Origin of the sequence: Paracoccus sp. SSJ, from assembly GCF_030234105.1 — a bacterium.
Classification (GTDB): Bacteria; Pseudomonadota; Alphaproteobacteria; order Rhodobacterales; family Rhodobacteraceae; genus Paracoccus; species Paracoccus denitrificans.
This window is the reverse complement of the sequence record NZ_JASSPE010000005.1, coordinates 91,277-111,573: the sequence shown is the minus strand read 5'-3', so window position 1 is coordinate 111,573 and position 20,297 is coordinate 91,277. Positions and strand designations below refer to the sequence as shown.

At 69.0% G+C, this 20,297-nt stretch carries 20 protein-coding genes; 9 read left to right on the top strand and 11 right to left on the bottom strand.

The window, feature by feature from the left end:
• Positions 1 to 15: 15 nt before the first annotated feature.
• From QPR87_RS07120 to QPR87_RS07105, 4 genes are read left to right on the top strand one after another with little or no spacing between them, the layout of a single operon-like run.
• Entirely contained in the window at positions 16 to 468 is a 453-nt protein-coding gene (locus QPR87_RS07120) for a YbjN domain-containing protein (protein ID WP_011749012.1), read from the top strand.
• A gap of 9 nt (positions 469 to 477) precedes the next feature.
• Positions 478 to 918, top strand: a complete 441-nt coding sequence (locus QPR87_RS07115) for a RidA family protein (protein WP_011749011.1) — start codon at positions 478 to 480, stop codon at positions 916 to 918.
• Complete coding sequence (locus QPR87_RS07110; protein ID WP_285048915.1) at positions 918 to 1,673, top strand: glycerophosphodiester phosphodiesterase family protein; 756 nt, start codon at positions 918 to 920, stop codon at positions 1,671 to 1,673. Before QPR87_RS07115 ends, QPR87_RS07110 begins: the two co-directional genes overlap by 1 nt.
• 32 nt (positions 1,674 to 1,705) lie before the next feature.
• Complete coding sequence (locus QPR87_RS07105; protein ID WP_285048913.1) at positions 1,706 to 2,851, top strand: GNAT family N-acetyltransferase; 1,146 nt, start codon at positions 1,706 to 1,708, stop codon at positions 2,849 to 2,851.
• Here the strand turns inward: QPR87_RS07105 and QPR87_RS07100 are convergent.
• A complete protein-coding gene (locus QPR87_RS07100) occupies positions 2,838 to 3,635 on the bottom strand; it encodes a TIGR02186 family protein (RefSeq protein ID WP_011749008.1) in 798 nt (265 codons plus the stop codon). The two genes, QPR87_RS07105 and QPR87_RS07100, sit on opposite strands and share 14 nt — an antisense overlap.
• Positions 3,632 to 4,555, bottom strand: coding sequence for a sulfite exporter TauE/SafE family protein (locus QPR87_RS07095; protein ID WP_011749007.1), 924 nt, complete (start codon positions 4,553 to 4,555; stop codon positions 3,632 to 3,634). The genes QPR87_RS07100 and QPR87_RS07095 overlap by 4 nt, the downstream gene beginning before the upstream one ends.
• Before the next feature lie 191 nt (positions 4,556 to 4,746).
• On the opposite strand from QPR87_RS07095, the gene surE reads away from it, so the two are divergent.
• Genes surE through QPR87_RS07080 form a run of 3 tightly spaced genes read left to right on the top strand, consistent with a single transcriptional unit; the run spans position 4,747 to position 7,401 of the window.
• Positions 4,747 to 5,541: a 5'/3'-nucleotidase SurE gene (gene surE / locus QPR87_RS07090; protein ID WP_011749006.1), complete on the top strand. Its 795-nt coding sequence runs from the start codon at positions 4,747 to 4,749 to the stop codon at positions 5,539 to 5,541.
• A gap of 8 nt (positions 5,542 to 5,549) precedes the next feature.
• The gene (locus tag QPR87_RS07085) at positions 5,550 to 6,200 is read left to right on the top strand and encodes a protein-L-isoaspartate(D-aspartate) O-methyltransferase (RefSeq protein ID WP_011749005.1); all 651 of its coding nucleotides are present in this window, start codon (positions 5,550 to 5,552) and stop codon (positions 6,198 to 6,200) included.
• 31 nt (positions 6,201 to 6,231) lie between these two features.
• Positions 6,232 to 7,401 (top strand): M23 family metallopeptidase, encoded by a 1,170-nt coding sequence (locus QPR87_RS07080; protein ID WP_011749004.1) that lies wholly within the window; start codon positions 6,232 to 6,234, stop codon positions 7,399 to 7,401.
• Between the two features lie 77 nt (positions 7,402 to 7,478).
• Here the strand turns inward: QPR87_RS07080 and QPR87_RS07075 are convergent, their stop codons facing one another.
• From QPR87_RS07075 to QPR87_RS07035, 9 genes are all read right to left on the bottom strand, one after another.
• Positions 7,479 to 8,267 carry a hypothetical protein gene (locus tag QPR87_RS07075; RefSeq protein ID WP_285048909.1) on the bottom strand — a complete coding sequence of 263 codons (789 nt, stop codon included), beginning with the start codon at positions 8,265 to 8,267 and terminating at the stop codon, positions 7,479 to 7,481.
• 26 nt (positions 8,268 to 8,293) lie between these two features.
• Positions 8,294 to 9,688, bottom strand: coding sequence for a TolC family outer membrane protein (locus QPR87_RS07070; RefSeq protein ID WP_011749002.1), 1,395 nt, complete (start codon positions 9,686 to 9,688; stop codon positions 8,294 to 8,296).
• Positions 9,689 to 9,710: 22 nt separating this feature from the next.
• Positions 9,711 to 10,364, bottom strand: a complete 654-nt coding sequence (locus QPR87_RS07065) for a protein-L-isoaspartate O-methyltransferase family protein (protein WP_285048906.1) — start codon at positions 10,362 to 10,364, stop codon at positions 9,711 to 9,713.
• Positions 10,365 to 10,686: 322 nt separating this feature from the next.
• The gene (locus tag QPR87_RS07060; RefSeq protein ID WP_285048904.1) at positions 10,687 to 11,106 is read right to left on the bottom strand and encodes a PaaI family thioesterase; all 420 of its coding nucleotides are present in this window, start codon (positions 11,104 to 11,106) and stop codon (positions 10,687 to 10,689) included.
• 67 nt (positions 11,107 to 11,173) lie between these two features.
• Positions 11,174 to 11,539 carry a hypothetical protein gene (locus QPR87_RS07055; RefSeq protein WP_285048902.1) on the bottom strand — a complete coding sequence of 122 codons (366 nt, stop codon included), beginning with the start codon at positions 11,537 to 11,539 and terminating at the stop codon, positions 11,174 to 11,176.
• Between the two features lie 94 nt (positions 11,540 to 11,633).
• Complete coding sequence (selD, locus tag QPR87_RS07050; protein ID WP_285048900.1) at positions 11,634 to 12,677, bottom strand: selenide, water dikinase SelD; 1,044 nt, start codon at positions 12,675 to 12,677, stop codon at positions 11,634 to 11,636.
• Positions 12,674 to 15,772 (bottom strand): efflux RND transporter permease subunit, encoded by a 3,099-nt coding sequence (locus QPR87_RS07045; RefSeq protein WP_285048899.1) that lies wholly within the window; start codon positions 15,770 to 15,772, stop codon positions 12,674 to 12,676. The genes selD and QPR87_RS07045 overlap by 4 nt, the downstream gene beginning before the upstream one ends.
• Before the next feature lie 3 nt (positions 15,773 to 15,775).
• Complete coding sequence (locus tag QPR87_RS07040) at positions 15,776 to 16,945, bottom strand: efflux RND transporter periplasmic adaptor subunit (RefSeq protein ID WP_285048897.1); 1,170 nt, start codon at positions 16,943 to 16,945, stop codon at positions 15,776 to 15,778.
• 158 nt (positions 16,946 to 17,103) lie between these two features.
• The gene (locus QPR87_RS07035) at positions 17,104 to 17,277 is read right to left on the bottom strand and encodes a DUF1674 domain-containing protein (RefSeq protein ID WP_036751458.1); all 174 of its coding nucleotides are present in this window, start codon (positions 17,275 to 17,277) and stop codon (positions 17,104 to 17,106) included.
• A 54-nt stretch (positions 17,278 to 17,331) separates the two neighbouring features.
• Between QPR87_RS07035 and QPR87_RS07030 the strand changes: the two genes are divergently transcribed.
• Complete coding sequence (locus QPR87_RS07030) at positions 17,332 to 18,606, top strand: RsmB/NOP family class I SAM-dependent RNA methyltransferase (RefSeq protein ID WP_285048893.1); 1,275 nt, start codon at positions 17,332 to 17,334, stop codon at positions 18,604 to 18,606.
• 30 nt (positions 18,607 to 18,636) lie between these two features.
• Positions 18,637 to 20,286, top strand: coding sequence for a heparinase II/III family protein (locus QPR87_RS07025; protein ID WP_285048891.1), 1,650 nt, complete (start codon positions 18,637 to 18,639; stop codon positions 20,284 to 20,286).
• Positions 20,287 to 20,297 lie beyond the last annotated feature (11 nt).

Genomic DNA, 20,297 nt, shown 5'->3' with positions numbered 1-20,297 from the left:
GTGACGGAGAAAATGATGCGAACCTTGGTTCCCCTTGTGCTGGCGGCGCTGATGCAGGCGCCCGCGGCGCAGGCACAGGTCATGGGCGATCCCGAGGTGATTCGCCTGATGATGATGGATTTCGGCCTGCCGACCAAGCTGACGACCGATGCCGCCGGCGATCCGCTGATCGAAAGCCGCATCGACGGCACCAGCTTTCAGGTCTATTTCTACCAATGCGAAAAGACCTGCGCCGCGATCCAGTTCTCGGCCGGGTTCGATCTGGACGATTCGATGTCCGAAAGCATGGCGAACCGCTGGAACCGCGAAAAGCGGTTCGGCAAGGTCTGGCTGGACGAAACCGGCGATCCCTTCATCGAGATGGATATCGGGGTTGCAGGCGACGGCATCGGACGCAAGAATTTCGACGATGCGCTGGACACCTGGCGCATCGTGCTGAGCGATTTCCGCGACTTCATCGACTGGTAGGAGGATAGCATGTCCATCGAGACGAAACTGGCAGAGCTGGGGATCACGCTGCCCGACGCACCCGCGCCGGCCGCGAATTACGTGCCCTATGTGATCACGGGCAACCTGCTGTTCGTCTCGGGCCAGATCAGCCCGGCCAAGGGCCGCCTGGGCGCCGATCTGGCGGTCGAGGAGGGCGCCGAGGCGGCGCGCGGCTGCGGCCTGGCGCTCTTGGCGCAGGCGCGGGCGGCGCTGGGGTCGCTGGACCGGGTGGTGCGCGTGGTCAAGCTGACTGGCTTTGTCAACTCGACGCCTGAATTCACCGACCAGCCCGAGGTCATCAACGGCTGTTCGAACCTGATGGTCGAGGTGTTCGGCGACAAGGGCCGCCATGCCCGCGCCGCCGTTTCGGCTCCGGCCCTGCCGCGCGGCGTCGCGGTCGAGGTCGAGGCGATCTTCGAGTTCGCCTGATGCGCCTTGCCCCGGATTTCCTGCGCTTGCCCATCGCTCATCGTGGGCTGCACGGGCCGGGCGTGCCGGAAAACAGCATGGCGGCGTTCCGCGCCGCCATCGCTGCCGGCTACGGCATCGAATGCGACATCCAGCGCGCCTCGGACGGCACGGCGCTGGTCTTTCACGACGACGACCTGCCGCGCCTGACCGGGGCCGAGGGGCTGGTCAGCGCCCTGGGCATCGACGCCTTGTCGCAATTGCGCATCATGGGCAGCGCCGAACCCATCCCGACGCTTGCCGAATTGTTGGACGAGGTTGCGGGCCGGGTGCCGCTGCTGATCGAGATCAAGGACCAGAGCCTGCGCATCTCGGCCGAGGTCGGCGATCTGCAGGCCGAGGTGGCGCGCCTGCTTTCCGGCTATGACGGGCCGGTCGCGGTCATGTCCTTCAACCCGCATGCGGTGGCGGCCTTCCATGCCGCGGCGCCGGGGGTGACGGTGGGGCTGACCACCTGCGGTTATGAGGCCTGGGACTGGCCGATGCTGGACGAAGCCACCCGCGCGCATCTGGCGGCGATCCTCGATTTCGACCGGGTCGGGGCCAGCTTCATCTCGCATGACCGCACGGATCTGGACAATCCGGCGGTGGCGGCGCTGAAGGCGCGGGGCGTGCCGGTGCTGTGCTGGACCGTGTGTTCGCCCAAGGAAGAGGCGATTGCCCGCCGCGTGGCCGACAATATCACATTCGAGCATTACCTGCCCGCCAAGCCCTGACAATCGCCGCGCCCGCGCCTATGTTTCCCGCCATGAGCGAGCTTGCCGTTTCCGTCCTGCCTGCGATTTCCGGGATCGACGCCGCCGAATGGGACGGCTGCGGGGCGGGCGCCAATCCCTTTACCACGCATCGCTTCCTGTCGGCGCTGGAGCAATCCGGCTCGGTCGGCGACGAGACCGGCTGGCACCCCAGCCATCTGGTCGCGCGGCTGGACGGGCAGGTCGCGGGCGTCGCACCCTGCTATGTCAAGACCCACAGCCAGGGCGAATACATCTTTGACCACGGCTGGGCGCAGGCCTATGAGCGCGCGGGCGGGCGCTATTACCCCAAGCTGCAATGCGCCGTGCCCTTTACCCCGGTCAGCGGGCCGCGGCTGATCGCCTCCAGCCCTGCCGTGCAGCGCGCGCTGCTGGCGGCCATGGCGCAATTCGCGCAGCAATCGGGCCTTTCGGGCGCGCATGTCACCTTCTGCACCGAGGCCGAGGCGCAATTGGGCGAGGCGGCCGGCTTTCTGCCCCGCGCCAGCGAACAGTTCCACTGGCTGAACCAGGGATATGAAAGCTTCGACGACTTCCTGGCGCAACTGTCCTCGCGCAAGCGCAAGGCGATCCGCAAGGAACGCGAGCGGGCGCAGGCCTTCGGCGGCAGCATCCGCAGCCTGATGGGGGACCAGATCCAGCCCGGGCATTGGGATGCCTTCTGGACCTTCTACCAGGATACCGGCGGGCGAAAATGGGGCCGGCCCTATCTGACGCGCGCCTTTTTCGACATCCTGCACCACACCATGCGCGACGACTGCCTGCTGGTCCTGGCCGAGCGCGACGGCCGCCCCATCGCCGGGGCGCTGAACCTGATCGGGCGGGACGCGCTTTACGGCCGCTACTGGGGCTGCGTCGAGGACCACCCCTTCCTGCATTTCGAACTGTGCTATCACCAGGCCATCGACTGGGCCATCGCCCATGGCATTCCCCGCGTCGAGGCCGGGGCGCAGGGCGAACACAAGCTGGCCCGCGGCTACATGCCCAGCCAGACCCATTCGCTGCATTGGGTTGCGGATCGCGGCTTTCACGGCGCCATCGCCGATTACCTGCAACGCGAGCGCGAGGCCGTCGGCGAGGAAATGGCGATCATGGCCGAGATGGGGCCGTTCCGTCGCGGCGAGGTCAGGGACGCTTGACCAGCCGGAACGCGGCCGAGGCGGCCCAGCCCGCCGCCACCGCGATCGCCAGCGACATGATGCCGTAGATGAAGGGCTGCTCCAGCGCCAGGCGATAGAGCCAGCGTTCCAGCCCGACCTTGCGCACCTCGATGGGCGCGCGGAAGGTGTCGATGACCTGGCCGTCGCGCAACAGGAAGATGCGTGTGCTGTAGAAGCCCTCGACCAGGTTCGCGGGCAGGCGGACGTCGGCGCGGAACAACGTCTGTTCGGCCAGCCGCACCGTGCCGTCGTCCTGGCGGTAAAGCCCGTTGGCCTGACGCAGGCGGATCAGCGCCGCGGTATAGGGCACGGCGTCCTCGACCTCCATCGGTCCGGCAAAGGCGCGCATCGCCAGCGGAATCGAGACGCGGTAACGCTGGTCCTCGGCCGGGGGCAGGATCAGGTGCAGCGGCCGGGTCGTCGCCACGGCATAGAAGCTGGGCGCCGAGCCGATGCTGACCCGGCCGGTATTGATCCAGATGCCCAGCCGGCGTTCCTTGTGGCGCACGGTCAGGGTCTGGGCCGGGCCCTCGACCGCGACGATCACGTCCAGCGGATGGCCCTGCGGAATGCGTGTCTCGCGCTTGATGGCGCCATAGATGATGATCTCGGAGCCGTCGAAGCTGGTGGTGATGTCCACGTCGTCCCGCGACAGCCCGGCGACGATCTGCTCGGAGGGCGGGGCAGGGGCCGGCGCCTGCTGCGCGGCCAAGGGCAGGGCCAGCAGCATCAGGGCCAGCAGCGGGGCAAATGCGCGTCTCATCGCAATATCCCCGGCGTGATCGAGTAAAGCTCGTCCGGGCGCAGGAACAGGTCCAGCGCCAGCCTGCCGCAGACGGCCAGCACCAGAAGCGCCAGCAGGATGCGCAACTGCTCGGCCCGCAGCCGCGCGCCCAGATGGGTGCCGATCTGCGCCCCGGTGACCCCGCCGACGATCAGAAGCACCGCCAGCATCACGTCCACCGTGTTCGACGAGACCGCATGCATCAGCGTGGTATAGGCCGACAGGAATGTGATCTGGAACAGCGAGGTGCCGATGACCACCTTGGTCGGCATGCCCAGCAGATAGATCATCGCCGGCACCATGATGAAGCCGCCGCCGACGCCCATGAGCGCACCCAGAACGCCCACCGCGGCGCCGACCAGCAGCACCGGGATCGAGCTGATGTAAAGCCCCGAGGCGCGGAACTTCATCTTCAGCGGCCATTTGTGGACCCAGCCGTGCTGGTGGCGGCGCATCGGCTTGATCGGCCCGCTGCGGCGCGCGCGATGCAGCGCGCGCAGGCTTTCCTGAAGCATCATCGCGCCGATGAGCCCCAGGAAGACGACATAGCAAAGCTGCACCACCAGGTCGACCTGGCCCAGCCGCGACAGCAGGTTGAACAGCAGCACCCCCGCGGACGAGCCGACAAGGCCCCCGGCCAGCAAGACCCAGCCCATGCGGAAATCCACGGTCTTGCGCTTGACATGCGCCAGCACGCCGGAAAAGGACGAGGCCACGACCTGATTGGCGCCGGTCGCCACCGCGATGGCCGGCGGAATGCCGATGAAGAACAGCAGCGGCGTGATCAGGAAACCGCCGCCAACCCCGAACAGGCCGGACATCAGCCCGACGATGCCGCCAAGACCGATCAGCGTCAGCGCATTGACCGCCACTTCGGCGATGGGAAGATAGATCTGCATGTCCTGCCCGGCTTATTGCCTTGTTCCGATGCTGCCCCGGCAACAGCCCTGCGTCAAACGCTTCCATGGCTCTTCCGGCGGGTTGTCGCAAGGCTGTGGCGCGGATAAAGCAGATGTGACAGGCAGATAACGGCGAGAGGCGCGGGCGGCGCGGACAACGCCCCCGGCGCGGCGGCCGGACAGGGAAAAGCATGCGCATTCTGATCACCAACGACGACGGCATCAACGCTCCGGGGCTCGAGACGCTGGAGGCGATCGCGACCGAAGTCGCTGGACCTGCGGGCGAGGTCTGGACCGTCGCCCCGGCCTTCGAGCAATCGGGCGTCGCGCATTGCATCAGCTACGTTCACCCGACGCTGATCGCCGAACTGGGGCCGCGCCGCTTTGCCGCCGAGGGCACGCCGGCCGATTGCGTGCTGGCCGCCATTGCCGACGTGATGCGGGACAATCCGCCGGACCTGGTGCTGTCGGGCGTGAACCGCGGCAACAACTCGGGCGAGAACGTGATGTATTCCGGCACCGTGGGCGGTGCGATGGAGGCGGCGTTGCAGGGCCTGCCCGCCATCGCCCTGTCGCAATACATGGGAAGCCGCACCGCGGTGCTGGACGATCCGTTCCAGGCGGCGCGGATGCACGGGCCGCGGCTGATCCGGCAATTGCTGGATTACGGCGACTGGACCTCGGACGAGGATTTCCGGCTGTTCTACAACATCAACTTCCCGCCCTGCGACGCGGGCTCGGTCAAGGGCACGCGGGTGGCGCCGCAGGGCCGGCGCCAGGGCGTGCGCTTCGAGGTCGAGCCCTATCACGCGCCGAACGGGCGGCGGTTCCTGTGGGTGCTGGGCGGCTCGCAGACCGCCGAGGCCACGCCGGAGAGTGACGTGGACGCAAATATGCGCGACTATATCTCATTGACGCCGATGCGGCCGGACCTGACCTGCCACAAGACCCTGGCCGAACTGCGCGGCGTTCTCGAAGAGGGCTGAACCTGGGCATGAGCGACGATCCCGAGACTGCCGAACGCAAGATGCGCTTCCTGTTCGCGCTGCGGCAGCGCGGGGTCACCGATCCGCGGGTGCTGGAGGCGATGGAGCGCATCGACCGCGGCGAATTCGTGCGCGGCCATTTCGAGGATCGCGCCTATGACGACACGCCCTTGCCCATTCCCTGCGGGCAGACCATCAGCCAGCCTTCGGTCGTGGGGCTGATGACCCAGGCGCTGGAGGTCGGGCCGCGCGACAAGGTGCTGGAGATCGGCACCGGCTCGGGCTACCAGGCGGCGGTGCTGTCGCTCTTGTGCCGGCGGGTCTATACCATCGACCGCCACCGCCGTCTGGTGGCCGAGGCCGAGGCGCTGTTTCGCCACCTGGGCCTGCCCAACATCACAGCGCTGGTGGGCGACGGTTCGCGCGGGCTGCCCGAGCAGGCGCCCTTTGATCGCATCATGGTGACGGCGGCGGCCGAGGATCCGCCAGGGCCGCTCTTGGCGCAGTTGAAGATCGGCGGTATCATGGTGGTGCCGGTCGGGCAGTCGGATGCGGTCCAGACCCTGATCCGCGTGCGCCGCGGCGAAAACGGCTTTGACTATGACGAATTGCGGCAGGTGCGCTTCGTGCCGCTGGTCGAGGGGTTGGGACAGACATGACCCCCGGCCGTCCAGAGTGAGGAACGGGCAGATGATCAAGATCAGGCAGTTGGCGATGCTCGCCGGCGCTGCGGTGGCTTTGGTGTCATGCGGGCCGCAGGGTGGCCTGGATTTCAGCAATTTCGACCCCGACCTGCGCCGCTGGGGCGGCGGCGGGTTGGAAACCGCCCAGGCCGCGGCGCGCGCCCAGCCTCGGCCGGCCCCCGACCAGCGCGGCGTGATCTCCTATCCAGGCTATCAGGTCGCCATCGCGCGGCAGGGGGATACCGTGGCGACGATTGCTGCGCGGTTGGGGCTGAACGCGGCCGAACTGGCCAGATACAATGCCATCGAGGCCAATACCGTGCTGAACCCCGGGGCGGTGGTCGCCCTACCGCGTCGCGTTGCTGCCGGGGCTCCTGCGGCGGCGCCCATCGTGTCGTCGACCGGGCAGGTCAGCGATCCCTTTGCCGGACAGGGGATCAAGCAGCCGAACGTGCCCGCGGCCTCGGGCGCCGGAGCGGTGACGTCGCAGACCCTGCCGGCTGCAAGCCAGCCCAAGCAGCATGTCGTGGCGGCGGGCGAGACGGCCTGGTCCATCGCGCGCAAATACAACGTCTCGGTGAACGACCTGGCCCAGTGGAACGGGCTGACGCAGGATATGACCCTGCGCACCGGCCAGCGCCTGCTGATCCCCGTCGCCGGGCAAAGCCGCCCCGCCACGGCGGCCGTCACCGCGCCCGGAACGGGCAGCCCGACGCCGAGCCCGCCGTCTTCGGCCCAGCCGTTGCCGAACGAGAAGACGCAGCCCGCCGCGAGCCCGGTGGACAAGCCGGCCGGACCCGATCTGGGCAAGACCCGCACCGCCGCCTCGGGCAGCGGCAAGTTCCGCATGCCCGCCAATGGCGCGATCATCCGCACCTATCAGAAGGGCAAGAACGACGGCATCGACATTGCCGCCGCACCGGGCAGCACCGTTGCAGCCGCCGGTAGCGGCACCGTCGCCGCGATCACCCGCGACACCGACCAGGTGCCGATCATCGTCGTTCGGCATGACGGCAACCTGATGACCGTCTATGCCGGCCTCGAGGATGTCGCCGTGACCAAGGGCCAGACGGTCAGCGCCGGCACCCCGCTGGGCAAGACCCGCAACCAGGGCGTCGTGCATTTCGAGGTGCGCAACGGTTTCGACAGCGTCGATCCCGAGAAATACCTGAACTAGCCTGCCGGGATCCTTCTTTCGGTCCCGGGGCCGGCAAGCTGCCAGCCGGACGGTTTTGCCGGCCCGGTGCGGCGTGCTCAGTCCCGCTCGCACATCTGGCGCAGGGCCATTTCGATCTCGTGACGGATCATCTGTTGCAGGTTGCGGCTGAGCCGGTCGCCGATTTCGCCCTGAAGTTCCTGCCGGATCGCCTCGCGGATCATGCCGCGCAGATGGGTGCCCTTTGGCGTATCCTGATCTTGCGGCGCGAAAAGACGCGGCTCGCCATTGTCGCAGGCGATGGCCTCGGCGGCCCGAGCGGCGGCGGCGGGATTGATCGGGGTCGCGGAAGCATTCGCGTGCAGCATGGTTTCCTCCAATTGTCGGGTGGCGGCGGTCGGCGCCGGCGAAGAAGGCTGGGTCGGTCCTGGATCGATGTCGGAAAAAAGCGAGGGCCCGGAGGAACCGGCCGAAGGCTCGGCCATATTCGCCCGGTCGGCATGGGTTGCGCCGATGGCAGCCCCTTTGTCCGGTGGAACGGGCGGCCAGGCATCCAGTCGCCCCGGCTCGGTGGAGTGCAGTTCTGCCGAGGTCTCGCCCCTTCCCACCGCCTCGATCCGTAGCACGGGATCGGGCGCGACCAGAGTGCTGTTGTCCAGCACCAAGGGGGTGATTCGCGTCGAAGATGGGGGACGGGCCGGCTGCACCAGCTTGATCGGAGCGGCCGGCGGGCCGTCCTGTTCCGGCAGCCGTCCGTTCAGCGCCGGGTTCTGGATCCGGCATCCCGCTCCGTCCTGCGCGATGAGCCGCCGGATCGAGGCCAGCACGTCGCCGACATTGTCCGATCCGGGCGAGGGGACCGGATGGCGCATCGCTTCATGTTGCATGATGCGCCCCCGGATCGCGGGCGGTGTCAGTCCCTGCCGATCGCGCGCAACACCCGGTCAAGGCTTTCGCCCTGCCTGCTGGTATAGGGTGCGTCCTGCACCGCATTGTAATAGGCTGATGGGTCATAGGTCGGTATCCCCAGTTTCAGGTTTTCCACCGTCAACAGACCCATAGCAGCCAGAAGTTGATAATGTGCTAATTGCAGATTGGCCTCGGCCGAAATCTTGTCGGCCCGCGCTTCGAGCAGCGATTGCTCGGCATCCAGCACGTCCAGAGTGGTGCGAGCGCCCAGCGTCGCCTCCTCGCGCACGCCTTCGTAGGCCTGCTGCGCGGCGACGATCTGCTCGTCGATGGCGCGGATCTGTGCCCGCGCCACATCGATTCCCGCCCAGGCCCGGCCGACCGCTTCGTCGACCTGGCGCGAAACCTGAAGCAGTCCCGCCCGCGCCTCGTCCCGCCGCGCCATCGCCTTGCGATGGGCCGAGGGCAGGCGCCCGCCGGAATAGATCGTCTGCGACAGGCTGAGCGAGGCGCCAAGGCTGTTGCGGGTCGATTCCTGACCCTGGATCGAAAGCTCGTGCGAGCGGCCGATGCTGGCCTGGCCGCTCAGCGTCGGATTGCGCTCGGCGGCAGCGGCGGCGACGCCCAGTTCGGCGGCAGCAGCCAGGCGCTGTGCCTGCGAGATCGCGGGATGGCTGCGCTGGCCGATCTGCCGTGCCGTCTCCAGCGAGGCGGGCAGCGACGGGGTGGGCGGCGGCGGATCGAGCTGGCCAGGCGCCCGGCCGGTCGCGGCCCGATAAACTTCGCGCGCCACCTCCAGATTGCCTCGTGCGGCCGCGAGGCTGGCGCGCGCCGCGGCCAGGGCGGCATCGGCCTGCGACACGTCGGTCTGAGTGATCTCGCCCACCTCGAAACGATCTGCGGCTGCCTGCTGTTCCTGCCCGATCACGCGCACGGAATTGGATTGCAGATCAACCTGTTCGGTCGCGCTGCGCACATCCAGATAGGCCTGGACCGCGCCCAGAAGCACGTCCTGTTCGACGCCCACCAGCGCGGCGCGAGTGGCCAGCACGGTTTCCTTGGCGGCGTCGATGGCGATGGCGTTGCGACCCCAGTCGTAAAGCGTGATCTGGGCTTGCAGGCCGATGCTGGTCGAGCGGCCGATCGCCAGGCCGTTGATCTTCTGGAAACTGTGCTCGGCGATCCATTGCACAACGGGGCGCAATTGCGCCAGGGCGGTCGCCGCATCCTCGTCCGCGGCGCGCAGGACGGCGCGGTTCTGCTCCAGCAATGCCGAATGGCGATAGGCTGCGACCATGGCATCGGCCAGCGATTCGGCGCTTGCCGGAACGGCCGTCGCGCCAGCGAACAGGGCCGCGATCAGCGGGCGCCGCAGTGTTCTCAGCGTTTTGCGAAACATGCCATGGCCTTTCCTGTCGGCATCACAAGACGAAGCCCCGCGGGCGCGCAAAGCCCGGCAGCAGCGGGGCGACGGCATTGAAGGCAAAGCGCCAGTTCACGCGCCCGTCCAGCTTGTGGCCAAGGCGGACGATGCCCAGATTGCCCTCGCGGAACAGGGCGACGATGCGGCCGCCCTCGCGCAGTTGCTCGGTCAGCGCCTCGGGCACCTGCTCGACCGCGCCTTCGATCAGGATGACGTCATAGGGGGCCTGGCCGGGGCAGCCCTCGGCCAGCGCGCCCTGGACGACGGCGACGTTGAACACGTCCTGCGCGGCCAGCCGGCCTTCCGCCTCGGCAGCCATCGCGGCATCCTCCTCGACGGCGACGACGGCCTCGGCGATGCGGGCCATGACCGCGGCGGAATAGCCGTAGCCGCAGCCGACATCCAGAACCAGGTCGCCGTTCTGCAGGTTCAGGATATCCATCATCTTGCCCAGCGTGCGCGGCTCCAGCAGCACGCGGCCGGGGGCAAGGTCGATATTGTTGCCGACATAGGCGACATCCCGGCGCGATTCGGGGACGAACTGCTCGCGCGGGACGTTCAGCATCGCCTCGATCACGGGATAGCTGGTCACTTCGTTCGGACGAACCTGAGTATCGACCATCATGGTGCGGCGCTGCGCGAAATCGGTCATTTATGCGAACCCTGCTCTCGGTTGGCTTTGTGCTCTCTTGCCACGAAAATCCGATGCGGGCAACGGCGCCGGAGGTTCTTGCCGCGACGGTGTGGCCGTGGCGGGTCAGCGGGCACGAGCGGCCATCCGTTTCCCCGCTACCGCCTGTTGCGCCGCCTGTTTCGGCGCTGGAGGCGGGATTCCCCATCAACCGCCTTTTCCGCGCCGGCCACGACCATGCTGCCCATGCCCGCCAAGATGCTCTGCGAGGCGCTGTTTCCTTTCCGAAAATGCGGCCCTGCGGTGCGGCAAAGTGGCGCGACCATCGGTCCGGCGAAACGGATCAGGCCGGCTCCTTCCATTCCAGCACCAACTGGGTCTGGATCACCACGGCGGCGAGCTTGCCGTCGCTGCGCAGGATATCGGTCTGCCAGATCATCGTGGTCCGGCCCAGGTGCAGCGGCCGGGGTCGCGCCTCGGCCACGTCGCCCAGCCGAATCGGCCGCAGGAAATTCGTCTTGCTCTCCAGCGTGGTCGTGGCGGCGCCGGGCGGCAGGCGCAGATAGGTGGCGGTGCCGGCGGCATGATCGGCCAGACTCATGATCGCGCCGCCATGCAACACGCCGTTGCGATTGGTCAGCGTCCGCGTCACCGGCATGCGCAGGATGACCTCGTCCAGGGTTGCCGCAACCACCTCCATCCCCAGCGATTCGGAATAGGGCGAATGCGCCTCGATGGCGGCGGGCATCTGGCTGTCGTTCATCACGCTCCCCTTGTTTTCCCGCATCTTCGGCGGCGGGAGGGGCCGCGTCAATCGCCCGTCGCGCCGGTCAGCAGGACGGGACGGGTTCGGCACGTCCCGCAAGGTCGAGGCCGCGGGCGGTGGGCGGCTGCCAGGTCCTGGTGGCATGATGCGCGCCCGAGGGGTTGGTGCCGATCTGCGACCCGCCGGTGCCGCCGGTCCAGCCGGTCGAGCCGGAATTGTCCGGTGCCGTGCCGTCGGTCGAGGCGGTCTGGGGTGTCGCGGGTTCGGCCATGCCGGCCGCGGGCGGGCATTCCCCGGCAGGGGCGGCGGTGGCGGCGGCCTGCGCTGGCTTGGGCGCGTCGGCCGGGGCGGTCTGGGCCGAAAGCGGCGCGGCCAGGCAGGCCAGCGCAAGGCTTAGGGCCAGCGAGGGCAGTGAGGGAAACTGGGGCATGGGCTGCGTCCTCCTGCGCCCCAACGCCCGCCACTGCGCCGGGTTCCGCATGGCCCCGGCTTCACCGTTTCCCAAATACTCGAGAATCCCGGCGCTATTCGACCGAGATACCCGCAACCCCCTGCTCGGCATGGCCGACGATGGCCGCCAGCGGGAAACCCGCATCGCGGATGAAATCCAGAACTTCACCGGCCGCCTCGGGCGCGCAGGCGACCAGCAGCCCGCCCGAGGTCTGCGGATCGGTCAGTAGCGCCCGCTGCCACAGGGGCAGGCCCTCGGGCAGCGCCACCTCGGCGCCGTAGGCGGCCCAGTTCCGGGTCGAGGCGCCGGTGACGAAGCCTGCCTCCGCCAGCTCTGCCGCCCGCGACAGAAGCGGCAGGTCCGTGAGCCGCAGCCGCAGCCGCAGCCGGGCGCCGCGGGCGATCTCCAGCCCGTGGCCCAGGATGCCGAAGCCGGTCACGTCGGTGATGGCATGGACATCGGCGCGCTTTGCCAGATCGGCGCCGACCCGGTTGAGCGTCGTGGCCGATGCGACCATCTCGGCCACGCCGGCCTCGTCCAGCGCGTCTTTCTTGATCGCGGCGGAATAGATGCCGACGCCCAGCCCCTTGGTCAGGATCAGCGCGTCGCCCGGCCGCGCATCGGCATTGCGGCGCAACTCGGACGGATGGCAAAGCCCGATCACCGCCAGGCCATAGATCGGCTCGGGCGCGTCGATGGAATGGCCGCCGGCGACGGGGATGCCGGCCTGATGGCAGATCTCGCGCCCGCCCTCCAGGATCTCGCGGATCTGTTCGGGGGCGAGCTTGTCGATGGGCATGCCCAGGATGGCCAGCGCCATGATCGGCCGGCCGCCCATGGCATAGATGTCGGAAATCGCATTGGTCGCGGCGATGCGGCCGAAGGCGCGCGGATCGTCCACCATCGGCATGAAGAAATCGGTGGTGGCGATGACGCAGGTGTTGTCGTCGACCTGCCAGACCGCGGCGTCGTCCGAGGTCTCGGTCCCGACCAGCAACTGCGGAAAAGCCTGCGCCATGGGCTGATCGGCCAGCAATTCGCGCAGGACCGAGGGCGCCAGCTTGCAGCCGCAGCCGCCGCCATGCGCCAGCGAGGTCAGTCTGGGAAGGTCGTTCATGTCCGGGCTCTCCTGTCGGTCAGCCGCCGCACGGTAACGTAGAATGCCGGGACCATGAAGATGCCAAGGAAGGTCGCCGCGATCATGCCGCCCATCACCCCGATGCCGATCGAGTTCTGCGCCGCGGCGCCCGCGCCGGTGGCGATGGCCAGGGGCAGCACCCCCAGGATGAAGGCCATCGAGGTCATCAGGATCGGCCGCAGCCGCAGCCGCGCCGCCTCGACCGCGGCCTCGACGGTGGCCCGGCCCGATTGTTCAAGCTCGCGTGCGAATTCGACGATCAGGATGGCGTTCTTGGCCGCCAGGCCGATGGTGGTCAGGATGCCGACCTTGAAATAGACGTCGTTGGCCTGACCGAAGGTCAGCGCCGCCACCACCGCGCCCAGGACCCCCACCGGCACCGCCAGCATGACTGAGAACGGGATGGACCAGCTTTCGTAAAGCGCCGCAAGCGACAAGAACACCACCAGTGCCGAGAGCGCGAAAAGCCAGGGCGCCTGGTTGCCCGATTGCCGCTCCTGGTAGGACAGGCCCGTCCAGGCCGTGCCATAGCCGCCGGGAAGCTGCGCCACTAGTTCCTCCATGGCCGCCATCGCCACGCCGGAACTGGCGCTGTCGCTTTGCTGGCCGGTGATCTCGATGGCGTCGATGCTGTCCATGCGCGACAGGCTGGGCTCGACCGGCTCCCAGCGGGTGGTCATGAAGGCGGTAAAGGGCACCATCTCGCCATCGGCGTTGCGGGCATACCAGCTGTCCACGTCCTCGGGTTGCATGCGGTTCGCCGCCGCCCCCTGCACGACCACCGGGCGCAGCTGCGCGCCAAGCGCGAAATCGTTCACCTCGGTCCCGGCGAAGATGGTCGAGAGCATGGCGTTCACGCCCGACAGGCTGACCCCCAGGCTTTCCGCCTTTTGCTGGTCGATGTCGATCTTCAGCGCCGCCTCGGTCTCGGTGCCGCTGCTTTCGACGCTTTGCAGGCGGGGGTCCTCGGCGGCGGCCAGTTCCAGCGCCTTGGCGGCCTGGGTCAGCGCCTCGGCTCCGCCGCCGGACTGGTCCAGCAGGAACATGCTGAACCCGGCCGCATTGCCCAGCCGGGGGATCGCCGGCGGCTGCAGGAAGGTGATCCGCCCCGCCCGGTGCTTTTCGAAGCGCGCATTGGCACGCGAGGCGACCGCGCTGGCCGCAAGCGCGGGGTCCTTGCGCTGGTCGAAATCGCGCAGCTTGACAAAGACCATGGCCCGGCTTTGCGAGGTGCCCGAAAAGCCGAAGCCCATGGCGACGAAGACCGATTCCACCGCCGCCTTTTCCTCGGTCAGCATGTAGTTCTCGATTTCCTGCACGACGGCGGCGGTCTGCTGCGCGGTCGAGCCCTCGGTCAGGGTGATGCGCGATTGCAGCACGCCCTGGTCCTCGCCGGGGATGAAGGTGGTGTGCATGCGGCCGAAAAGATCGGTCGCGCCGTAGCTGATGGCCGCAAGCAGCAGCATGACCAGCATCGGCCGGCGCAGGCTGCGGCGCACGGTTGCGGAATAGCCGCGCGTCACCCGCTCGAACCCGGCGTTGAACCAGCGGGCGGGGGCAAAGCGCGCCGGGCCGTGGCTTTGCCGCAAAAGGCTGGCGCACATCGCCGGCGTCAGGATCAGCGCCACCAGCAAGGACAGCACCATCGCGGTGATGATCGTGACCGAGAACTGGCGATAGATCACCCCGGTCGAGCCGGGCATGAAGCCCATGGGCAGGAACACCGCCGACAAGACCAGCGCGATGCCGATCAGCGCGCCGCTGATCTGGCCCATGCTCTTTTCCGTGGCCTCGACGGGGCCCAGCCCGTCCTCCTGCATCACCCGCTCGACATTTTCGACCACGACGATGGCGTCGTCCACCAAAAGGCCGATGGCCAGCACCATCGCGAACATGGTCAGCGTGTTCACCGAATATCCCAGCGCCGCCAGCATGCCGAAGGTGCCCAGCAGAACCACCGGGATGGCGATGATCGGGATCAGCGTCGCCCGCCAGTTCTGCAAGAACAGCAGGATGACCAGGAAGACCAGCCCGATGGCTTCGATCAGCGTGTGATAAACCTTCTCGATCGACAGCTCGACGAAGGGCGCGGTGTCATAGGCGATATGCACCTCGACCCCTTCGGGCAGGGCGTTCTTCAGCCCCTCCAGCGTGGCGCGCACGGCGCTTGCCGTCTCGACCGCATTGGCGCCGGTGGCCAGGTTCACCGCAAAGCCCGAGGCGTTCATGCCGTTGAAGCGCGAATCGCGGCCATATCGGGTCTGGCCGATCTCGACCTCGGCCACGTCGCCCAGGCGCACGGTGGCGCCGTCCTCGCCGGTCTTCAGCAGGATGTTGCGGAAATCCTCGACCGAGGTCAGCTGGCTTTGCGCGGTGATGTTGGCGGTGAATTGCTGGCCCGCCACCACCGGCTGCTCTCCCAGTGCGCCGACCGACACGGTGCTGTTCTGCTGCGCCACGGCGGTGGTCAGGTCCGTGGGCGTCAGCTGGAACTGCGCCAGCCGCAGCGGGTCCATCCAGATCCGCATCGCATAGCCCGAGCCGAAGACGTTGACCCCGCCCACGCCCTCGGTGCGCTTGACCGGGCCCTCGACCACCTGTTCCAGCAGGTTGCCCAGCTCGATGGTGGAATGCTGCCCGGTGGTCGAGACCAGCGAGCCGACCATCAGGATCGACGAGGACGAGCGCGTGACCGAGACGCCGTCGTTCTGGACCGGAGTGGGCAGCCGGCTTTCCACCGAGCGGACCTTGGACTGCACCTCGTTCAGCGCATCGACCGGCTCCACGCTGTCGTCGAAGGTCAGCTCGATGACGCTGCGTCCGGTCGAGGCAGACGAGACGGTATAGAGAAGCCCGTCCAGCCCGGTCAGCGCATCCTCGATCGGCGTGGTGACCGAGTTCTGCACCGCCCGCGCCGTCGCGCCGGAATAGTTGGCGGTGATGCGGATCGTGGTCGGCGCGATGTCGGGATATTGCGAAACCGGCAGGCCGATCAGCGACCATGTCCCGATCAGCATGGTCACGATGGCCAGCACCCAGGCAAAGACCGGGCGGTGAATGAAGAATTGCGCCATGTCCTAGCCTTCCCCGCGCTCATCGACCTCGCGCACGACGCCCTGGGCGTCGATGGTGACGGGGACGGTGGCGATCTCGGTGCCGGCGCGCAGGTTGTCCAGCCCGTCCACGATCAACTGCTCGCCCGGATTGATGCCCTGGGTGACGATCCAGCTGTTGCGATGGCTGCCCTGTTCGCTCAGCGTGACCTGCTGGGCCTTGCCGTCGCGGGCGACAAAGGCGGTCAGCGTGCCGTCCGAGGCGCGGCTGGTCGCACGCTGCGGCACCAGGACGGCGCGGGTCGTGCCCAGCGTCAGCTTCACGCGCAGGAACTGGCCGGGCAGGATCATCTGGTCGGGATTGTCGAATTGCAGCCGGATCGGCACCGTCCCGGTGGTGGGCGAAACCGTGATGCCGGGGCTGACGATCCGCCCCGCGCCCTGGTATTCCTCGCCGGTCTCCAGGATCAGCTGCGTCCCCACCCCGCCGTTGACGGTCAACTGGCCGGCACTGATGCGCGCCCGGTTGCGCAGCATGCGGGCGCTGGATTCCGACACGTCGACATAGATCGGGTCGAGCTGGGTGATGGTGGTCAGCGATTCGGACTGGCTCGCCGTCACCAGATCCCCGACCGAGACCGCGGCCACATCCGCCACGCCGTCCAGCGGGCTCCTGATCTCGGTGCGCTGCAAGGCCAGCCGCGCCGCATCCCGCGCGGCTTCGGCGGATTTCAGGTCGGCCTCGGCCTGTTTCAGCGCCACCTCGGCATTGGCGCGGTCCACGGCCGAGACGCCCGAGCCCTCCAGCCGGCGATAGCGGGTGACGGTGTTCTGCGCCTGGGTCAGGCTGGCTTCGGCGCCCGCCACGGCGGCCTCGGCTGCGGCCAGCGCCGCGGCCAGGGTCTCGGGATCCAGCCGGAACAGCACGTCGCCGGCCTTGACCGGCCTGCCCGGATCATAGGCGATTTCAAGGACTTCGCCTCCGACCTGCGGCCGGATGCCGGTCTGCTGATAGGCGATGGCGCGGCCGGGCAGGGTGACGGTATAGGGCACGTCCTCCTCGGCGGTGGCCATCACGCCGACCTCGGTCGGACCCTGCGGCCCGCGCCTGCCCGGCCCCTGTTGCGCGAAAGCCTGGCCCGCCAGCAGGATCGCCAGCGCCGCCCATCTCATCATCCCCTGCCCAGAGGCCATCTGCCGTTCCTTGCGGTTTGGTGGTTGGCGCATTGTTTAGACGGCAAACCCCAATGGCAAGTAAACGACCGGCTCACCCCCGATCACGGATTCGCCAGCGGGCCCGGCCTTCACCGTTCTCCAAATACTCAGCCGACCGCGCGCAGGGGCCCGGCATCTCAGAAATCGACGCAGATGCCCTTTTTCTCGTAATCGCCATAGCGCACCGGCTCGGGCCCGTCGCGCCCGCCCAGTTCGACCGGCAGGTCCAGCGGCTTCGCCTTGCGGCGGCGCTCTTCGGCCTCGGCCAGCGCGCGCTGTGCGGCGGGCGGCAGATCCTTGCGGTCGGTCATGGCGGTTTCCCCTGCTTCGCGCTAGACGAAGTCAATCTAGGCAAGAGGCAGGCTTTGAACAAGACGCGCACGCAGGGACAGGCAAGGGACGGGGCAAGATCGGGCGCGCTGCGCCTGCTGGCCGCGGTCGACGATGGCGCGACGCTGGACGAGGCCGGCGCGCTGACCGACCGCCTTGCCCCCGCCGAACGGGCCCGCGCCCGCCGGCTGGCGCTGGAGGTCCTGCGCAGGGCCGATCGGGTCGACCTGCTGCTGGCGCCGATGCTGGCCCGCCGCCCGCGGCCCGAGATCATGCACATCCTGCGGCTCGCCGTGGTCGAGATGCTGGCCCTGGGCGAGGCGCCGCATGGCGCGGTCAATGCCGCCGTGGCGCTGGCCCGCGCCTCGGGGCGCAAGGGGCAGGCCGCGGCCGGCATGGTGAACGCGGTGCTGCGCAAGATCGCCGGCGCCGCCGAGGCCTGGGCACGGCTTTCGCCGCAGAAGATGCCGTTCTGGCTGCGCGCCCCGGTCGTGGCCGCCTGGGGCGACGATGCCGCCCGCGCCATCGAGGCCGCGCATGAGGCCGGCGCGGCCCTGGACCTGACGCCCAAGGGCGCGGATTGCCCGGGCGAGGCGCTGCCCACCGGCTCGCACCGGCTGCCCGCCGGCACCCGGGTCTCGGCGCTGCCGGGCTATGCGGCGGGCGACTGGTGGGTGCAGGACGCGGCGGCGGCGCTGGCGGTCCGGGTGCTCGATCCGCAGCCGGGCGAGCGGGTCGCCGACCTTTGCGCCGCGCCGGGCGGCAAGACGCTGCAACTGGCCGCAGCCGGGGCCGAGGTGACGGCGGTGGACATTTCCGAGCTGCGCCTTGCCCGCGTGGCCGAGAACCTGGCGCGCTGCGGCCTCCAGGCCCGGCTGGTCGCGGCGGATGCGCTGGACTGGCGGCCCGACCAGCCGCTGGACGCGGTGCTGCTGGATGCGCCCTGTTCGGCCACCGGAACCATCCGTCGCCATCCCGAACTGCCGCGCATCCGCGACGGCGCCGGCCTTGCCGAACTGACCGGATTGCAGGCCCGGCTGATCGACCATGCGCTGGACCTGCTGAAACCCGGCGGCCGGCTGGTCTATGCCACCTGCTCGCTCCTGCCCGCCGAGGGCGAGGATCAGCTTGCCGCCGTTCTTGCCCGCCATCCCGGCCTGGTGGTCGAGCCGCCCCGCGCGCCCGGCGTCGAGCCGGACTGGATCACGCCCCAGGGCGGGCTGCGGCTGCGCCCGGACCTGTGGCCGGAACGCGGCGGTATGGACGGGTTCTTCATCGCGCGCTTGCGAAAATCCGCCGAGCGGACCTAAGGTTGCGCCGTCCTAGTGAATGCGTTGCCCATGACCGATAGCTCCGTCGCGCCCAGGGGGTTTCTGCGCCGCCCCGAACCCAAGGCCATCGGCCATCCCGGTCGCGGCGAGCAGATCGTCGGCGGTGCGCTGCACTTGGGCGGCATCACGCTTTCCGGCGATTTCTTCGCCGCCGACCTGCCGGCCAGCGTCGCGGCCGAGTTGCACGGCTTCGGCTGGCTCGACGACCTTGCGGCCGTGGGCACGCCCCGCGCCCGCGCCATCGCCCAGGACCATGTGCTGCGCTGGCTGCGCCGGCACCGCCAGCCGCAGCCCGAGACGCCGGAATGGGTGCCCGAGGTCACGGGGCGGCGGCTCTTGCGGTGGATCTTCCATGCCGGGATGATCCTGCCGGGCCTGGACCGCGACGGGGCCGAGCCCTATTTCCGCGCCCTCGACCAGCACCTGATCCATTTGCGCGACAGCTGGTATGACAGCGTGGACGGGATCTGCCGGCTCGAAGCGCTGGCGGGGCTGGCCGTCGGCGCCATGTCGCTGCGCGACCGCCAGGCCATGGCGCAGCCGGCCCTGATCGCCCTGGCCGAAGAGGCCGATGCCATGGGCGTCGCCACCCTGTCCGAGGCGCGCTCGCCCGAAACGCTGCTGGAGGCTATGGCGCTGCTGGTCTGGGCGCAGGAGGTGGCCGAGGAGGTGGGGCTGGACTGCCCGTCCGAGCTGCGCGCCACCATCGCCGAGATCGCGCCGATCCTGCGGGCGCTGCGCCATGCCGACGGGGCGCTGCCCGCCTTCCACGGCGGCGGGCGCGGCGCGGCAGGCCGGCTGGACCGCTGCCTGCGCGCGGCCGAGGGCGCGGCGCTGCCTGCGCACGGGCTTGCCATGGGCTTTGCCCGCATGGCGCGGGCGCGCACGACGCTGATCCTGGATGCCGCGCCGCCCCCGGGCGGTCCGGCGGCGGTGCGCGCCCATGCCTCGACGCTGGCCTTCGAGCTGACCGTGGCGCGCCAGCCCCTGATCGTGAATTGCGGCCCCGGCGACGGCTTCGGCCCGCTTTGGGCCCGGGCCAGCCGCGCCACGCCCTGCCATTCGGCGTTGTGCCTTGCCGGCCTGTCCTCGTCGCGGCTGAACCCGAACCGGCAGGAGGGCGAGCCCGACATCCTGGCCGAACGTCCCGATCTGGTCTGGGCCGGCGATTGCGATGCGCTGGGCAACCTGACCGCCCCGGATTGCGGTCCGGCGCATTCGCCCGAATCCGCGCATCTGCTGGCCGGCCATGACGGTTGGCTGGCCAGCCACGGGCTGACCCACCTGCGCGAGCTTTGGCTGGATCCCGACGGCATGGGGTTGCGCGGCGAGGATTCGCTGGCGGCGCTGGATGCCAGCGCGCAGGCCCGGCTGGACCAGGTCCGCCCCGAAGAGGGGCTGGCCTTCGACATCCGCTTCCACCTGCACCCCGAGATCGAGGCCCGCCAGCAAGGGCATGAGGTGCATCTGACCCTGCCCAATGGCGAAGAATGGCTGTTCGCCCATGATGGGGTGGGGCAGTTGCGGCTGGAGGCGTCCTGCCTGCTAGACCGTGCCCTGGCCGAGCCGCGTCCCTCGCGCCAGATGGTGATTTCCGCCCATCTGCTGGGCCGGGCCATCCAGATCGGCTGGACCTTGGCGCGTTCCGAGGGTAGGTGACGGGCCAAATC

Coding starts and splice junctions, on each gene's coding strand:
- QPR87_RS07120 (WP_011749012.1), top strand. CDS start 16: ATGCGAACCTTGGTTCCCCTTGTGCTGGCGGCGCTGATGCAGGCGCCC.
- QPR87_RS07040 (WP_285048897.1), bottom strand. CDS start 16,945: ATGGCCTCTGGGCAGGGGATGATGAGATGGGCGGCGCTGGCGATCCTG.
- QPR87_RS07025 (WP_285048891.1), top strand. CDS start 18,637: ATGACCGATAGCTCCGTCGCGCCCAGGGGGTTTCTGCGCCGCCCCGAA.
- QPR87_RS07080 (WP_011749004.1), top strand. CDS start 6,232: ATGATCAAGATCAGGCAGTTGGCGATGCTCGCCGGCGCTGCGGTGGCT.
- surE (WP_011749006.1), top strand. CDS start 4,747: ATGCGCATTCTGATCACCAACGACGACGGCATCAACGCTCCGGGGCTC.
- QPR87_RS07110 (WP_285048915.1), top strand. CDS start 918: ATGCGCCTTGCCCCGGATTTCCTGCGCTTGCCCATCGCTCATCGTGGG.
- QPR87_RS07085 (WP_011749005.1), top strand. CDS start 5,550: ATGAGCGACGATCCCGAGACTGCCGAACGCAAGATGCGCTTCCTGTTC.
- selD (WP_285048900.1), bottom strand. CDS start 12,677: ATGAACGACCTTCCCAGACTGACCTCGCTGGCGCATGGCGGCGGCTGC.
- QPR87_RS07095 (WP_011749007.1), bottom strand. CDS start 4,555: ATGCAGATCTATCTTCCCATCGCCGAAGTGGCGGTCAATGCGCTGACG.
- QPR87_RS07060 (WP_285048904.1), bottom strand. CDS start 11,106: ATGAACGACAGCCAGATGCCCGCCGCCATCGAGGCGCATTCGCCCTAT.
- QPR87_RS07045 (WP_285048899.1), bottom strand. CDS start 15,772: ATGGCGCAATTCTTCATTCACCGCCCGGTCTTTGCCTGGGTGCTGGCC.
- QPR87_RS07100 (WP_011749008.1), bottom strand. CDS start 3,635: ATGAGACGCGCATTTGCCCCGCTGCTGGCCCTGATGCTGCTGGCCCTG.
- QPR87_RS07055 (WP_285048902.1), bottom strand. CDS start 11,539: ATGCCCCAGTTTCCCTCACTGCCCTCGCTGGCCCTAAGCCTTGCGCTG.
- QPR87_RS07105 (WP_285048913.1), top strand. CDS start 1,706: ATGAGCGAGCTTGCCGTTTCCGTCCTGCCTGCGATTTCCGGGATCGAC.
- QPR87_RS07035 (WP_036751458.1), bottom strand. CDS start 17,277: ATGACCGACCGCAAGGATCTGCCGCCCGCCGCACAGCGCGCGCTGGCC.
- QPR87_RS07065 (WP_285048906.1), bottom strand. CDS start 10,364: ATGACCGATTTCGCGCAGCGCCGCACCATGATGGTCGATACTCAGGTT.
- QPR87_RS07075 (WP_285048909.1), bottom strand. CDS start 8,267: ATGCAACATGAAGCGATGCGCCATCCGGTCCCCTCGCCCGGATCGGAC.
- QPR87_RS07115 (WP_011749011.1), top strand. CDS start 478: ATGTCCATCGAGACGAAACTGGCAGAGCTGGGGATCACGCTGCCCGAC.
- QPR87_RS07070 (WP_011749002.1), bottom strand. CDS start 9,688: ATGTTTCGCAAAACGCTGAGAACACTGCGGCGCCCGCTGATCGCGGCC.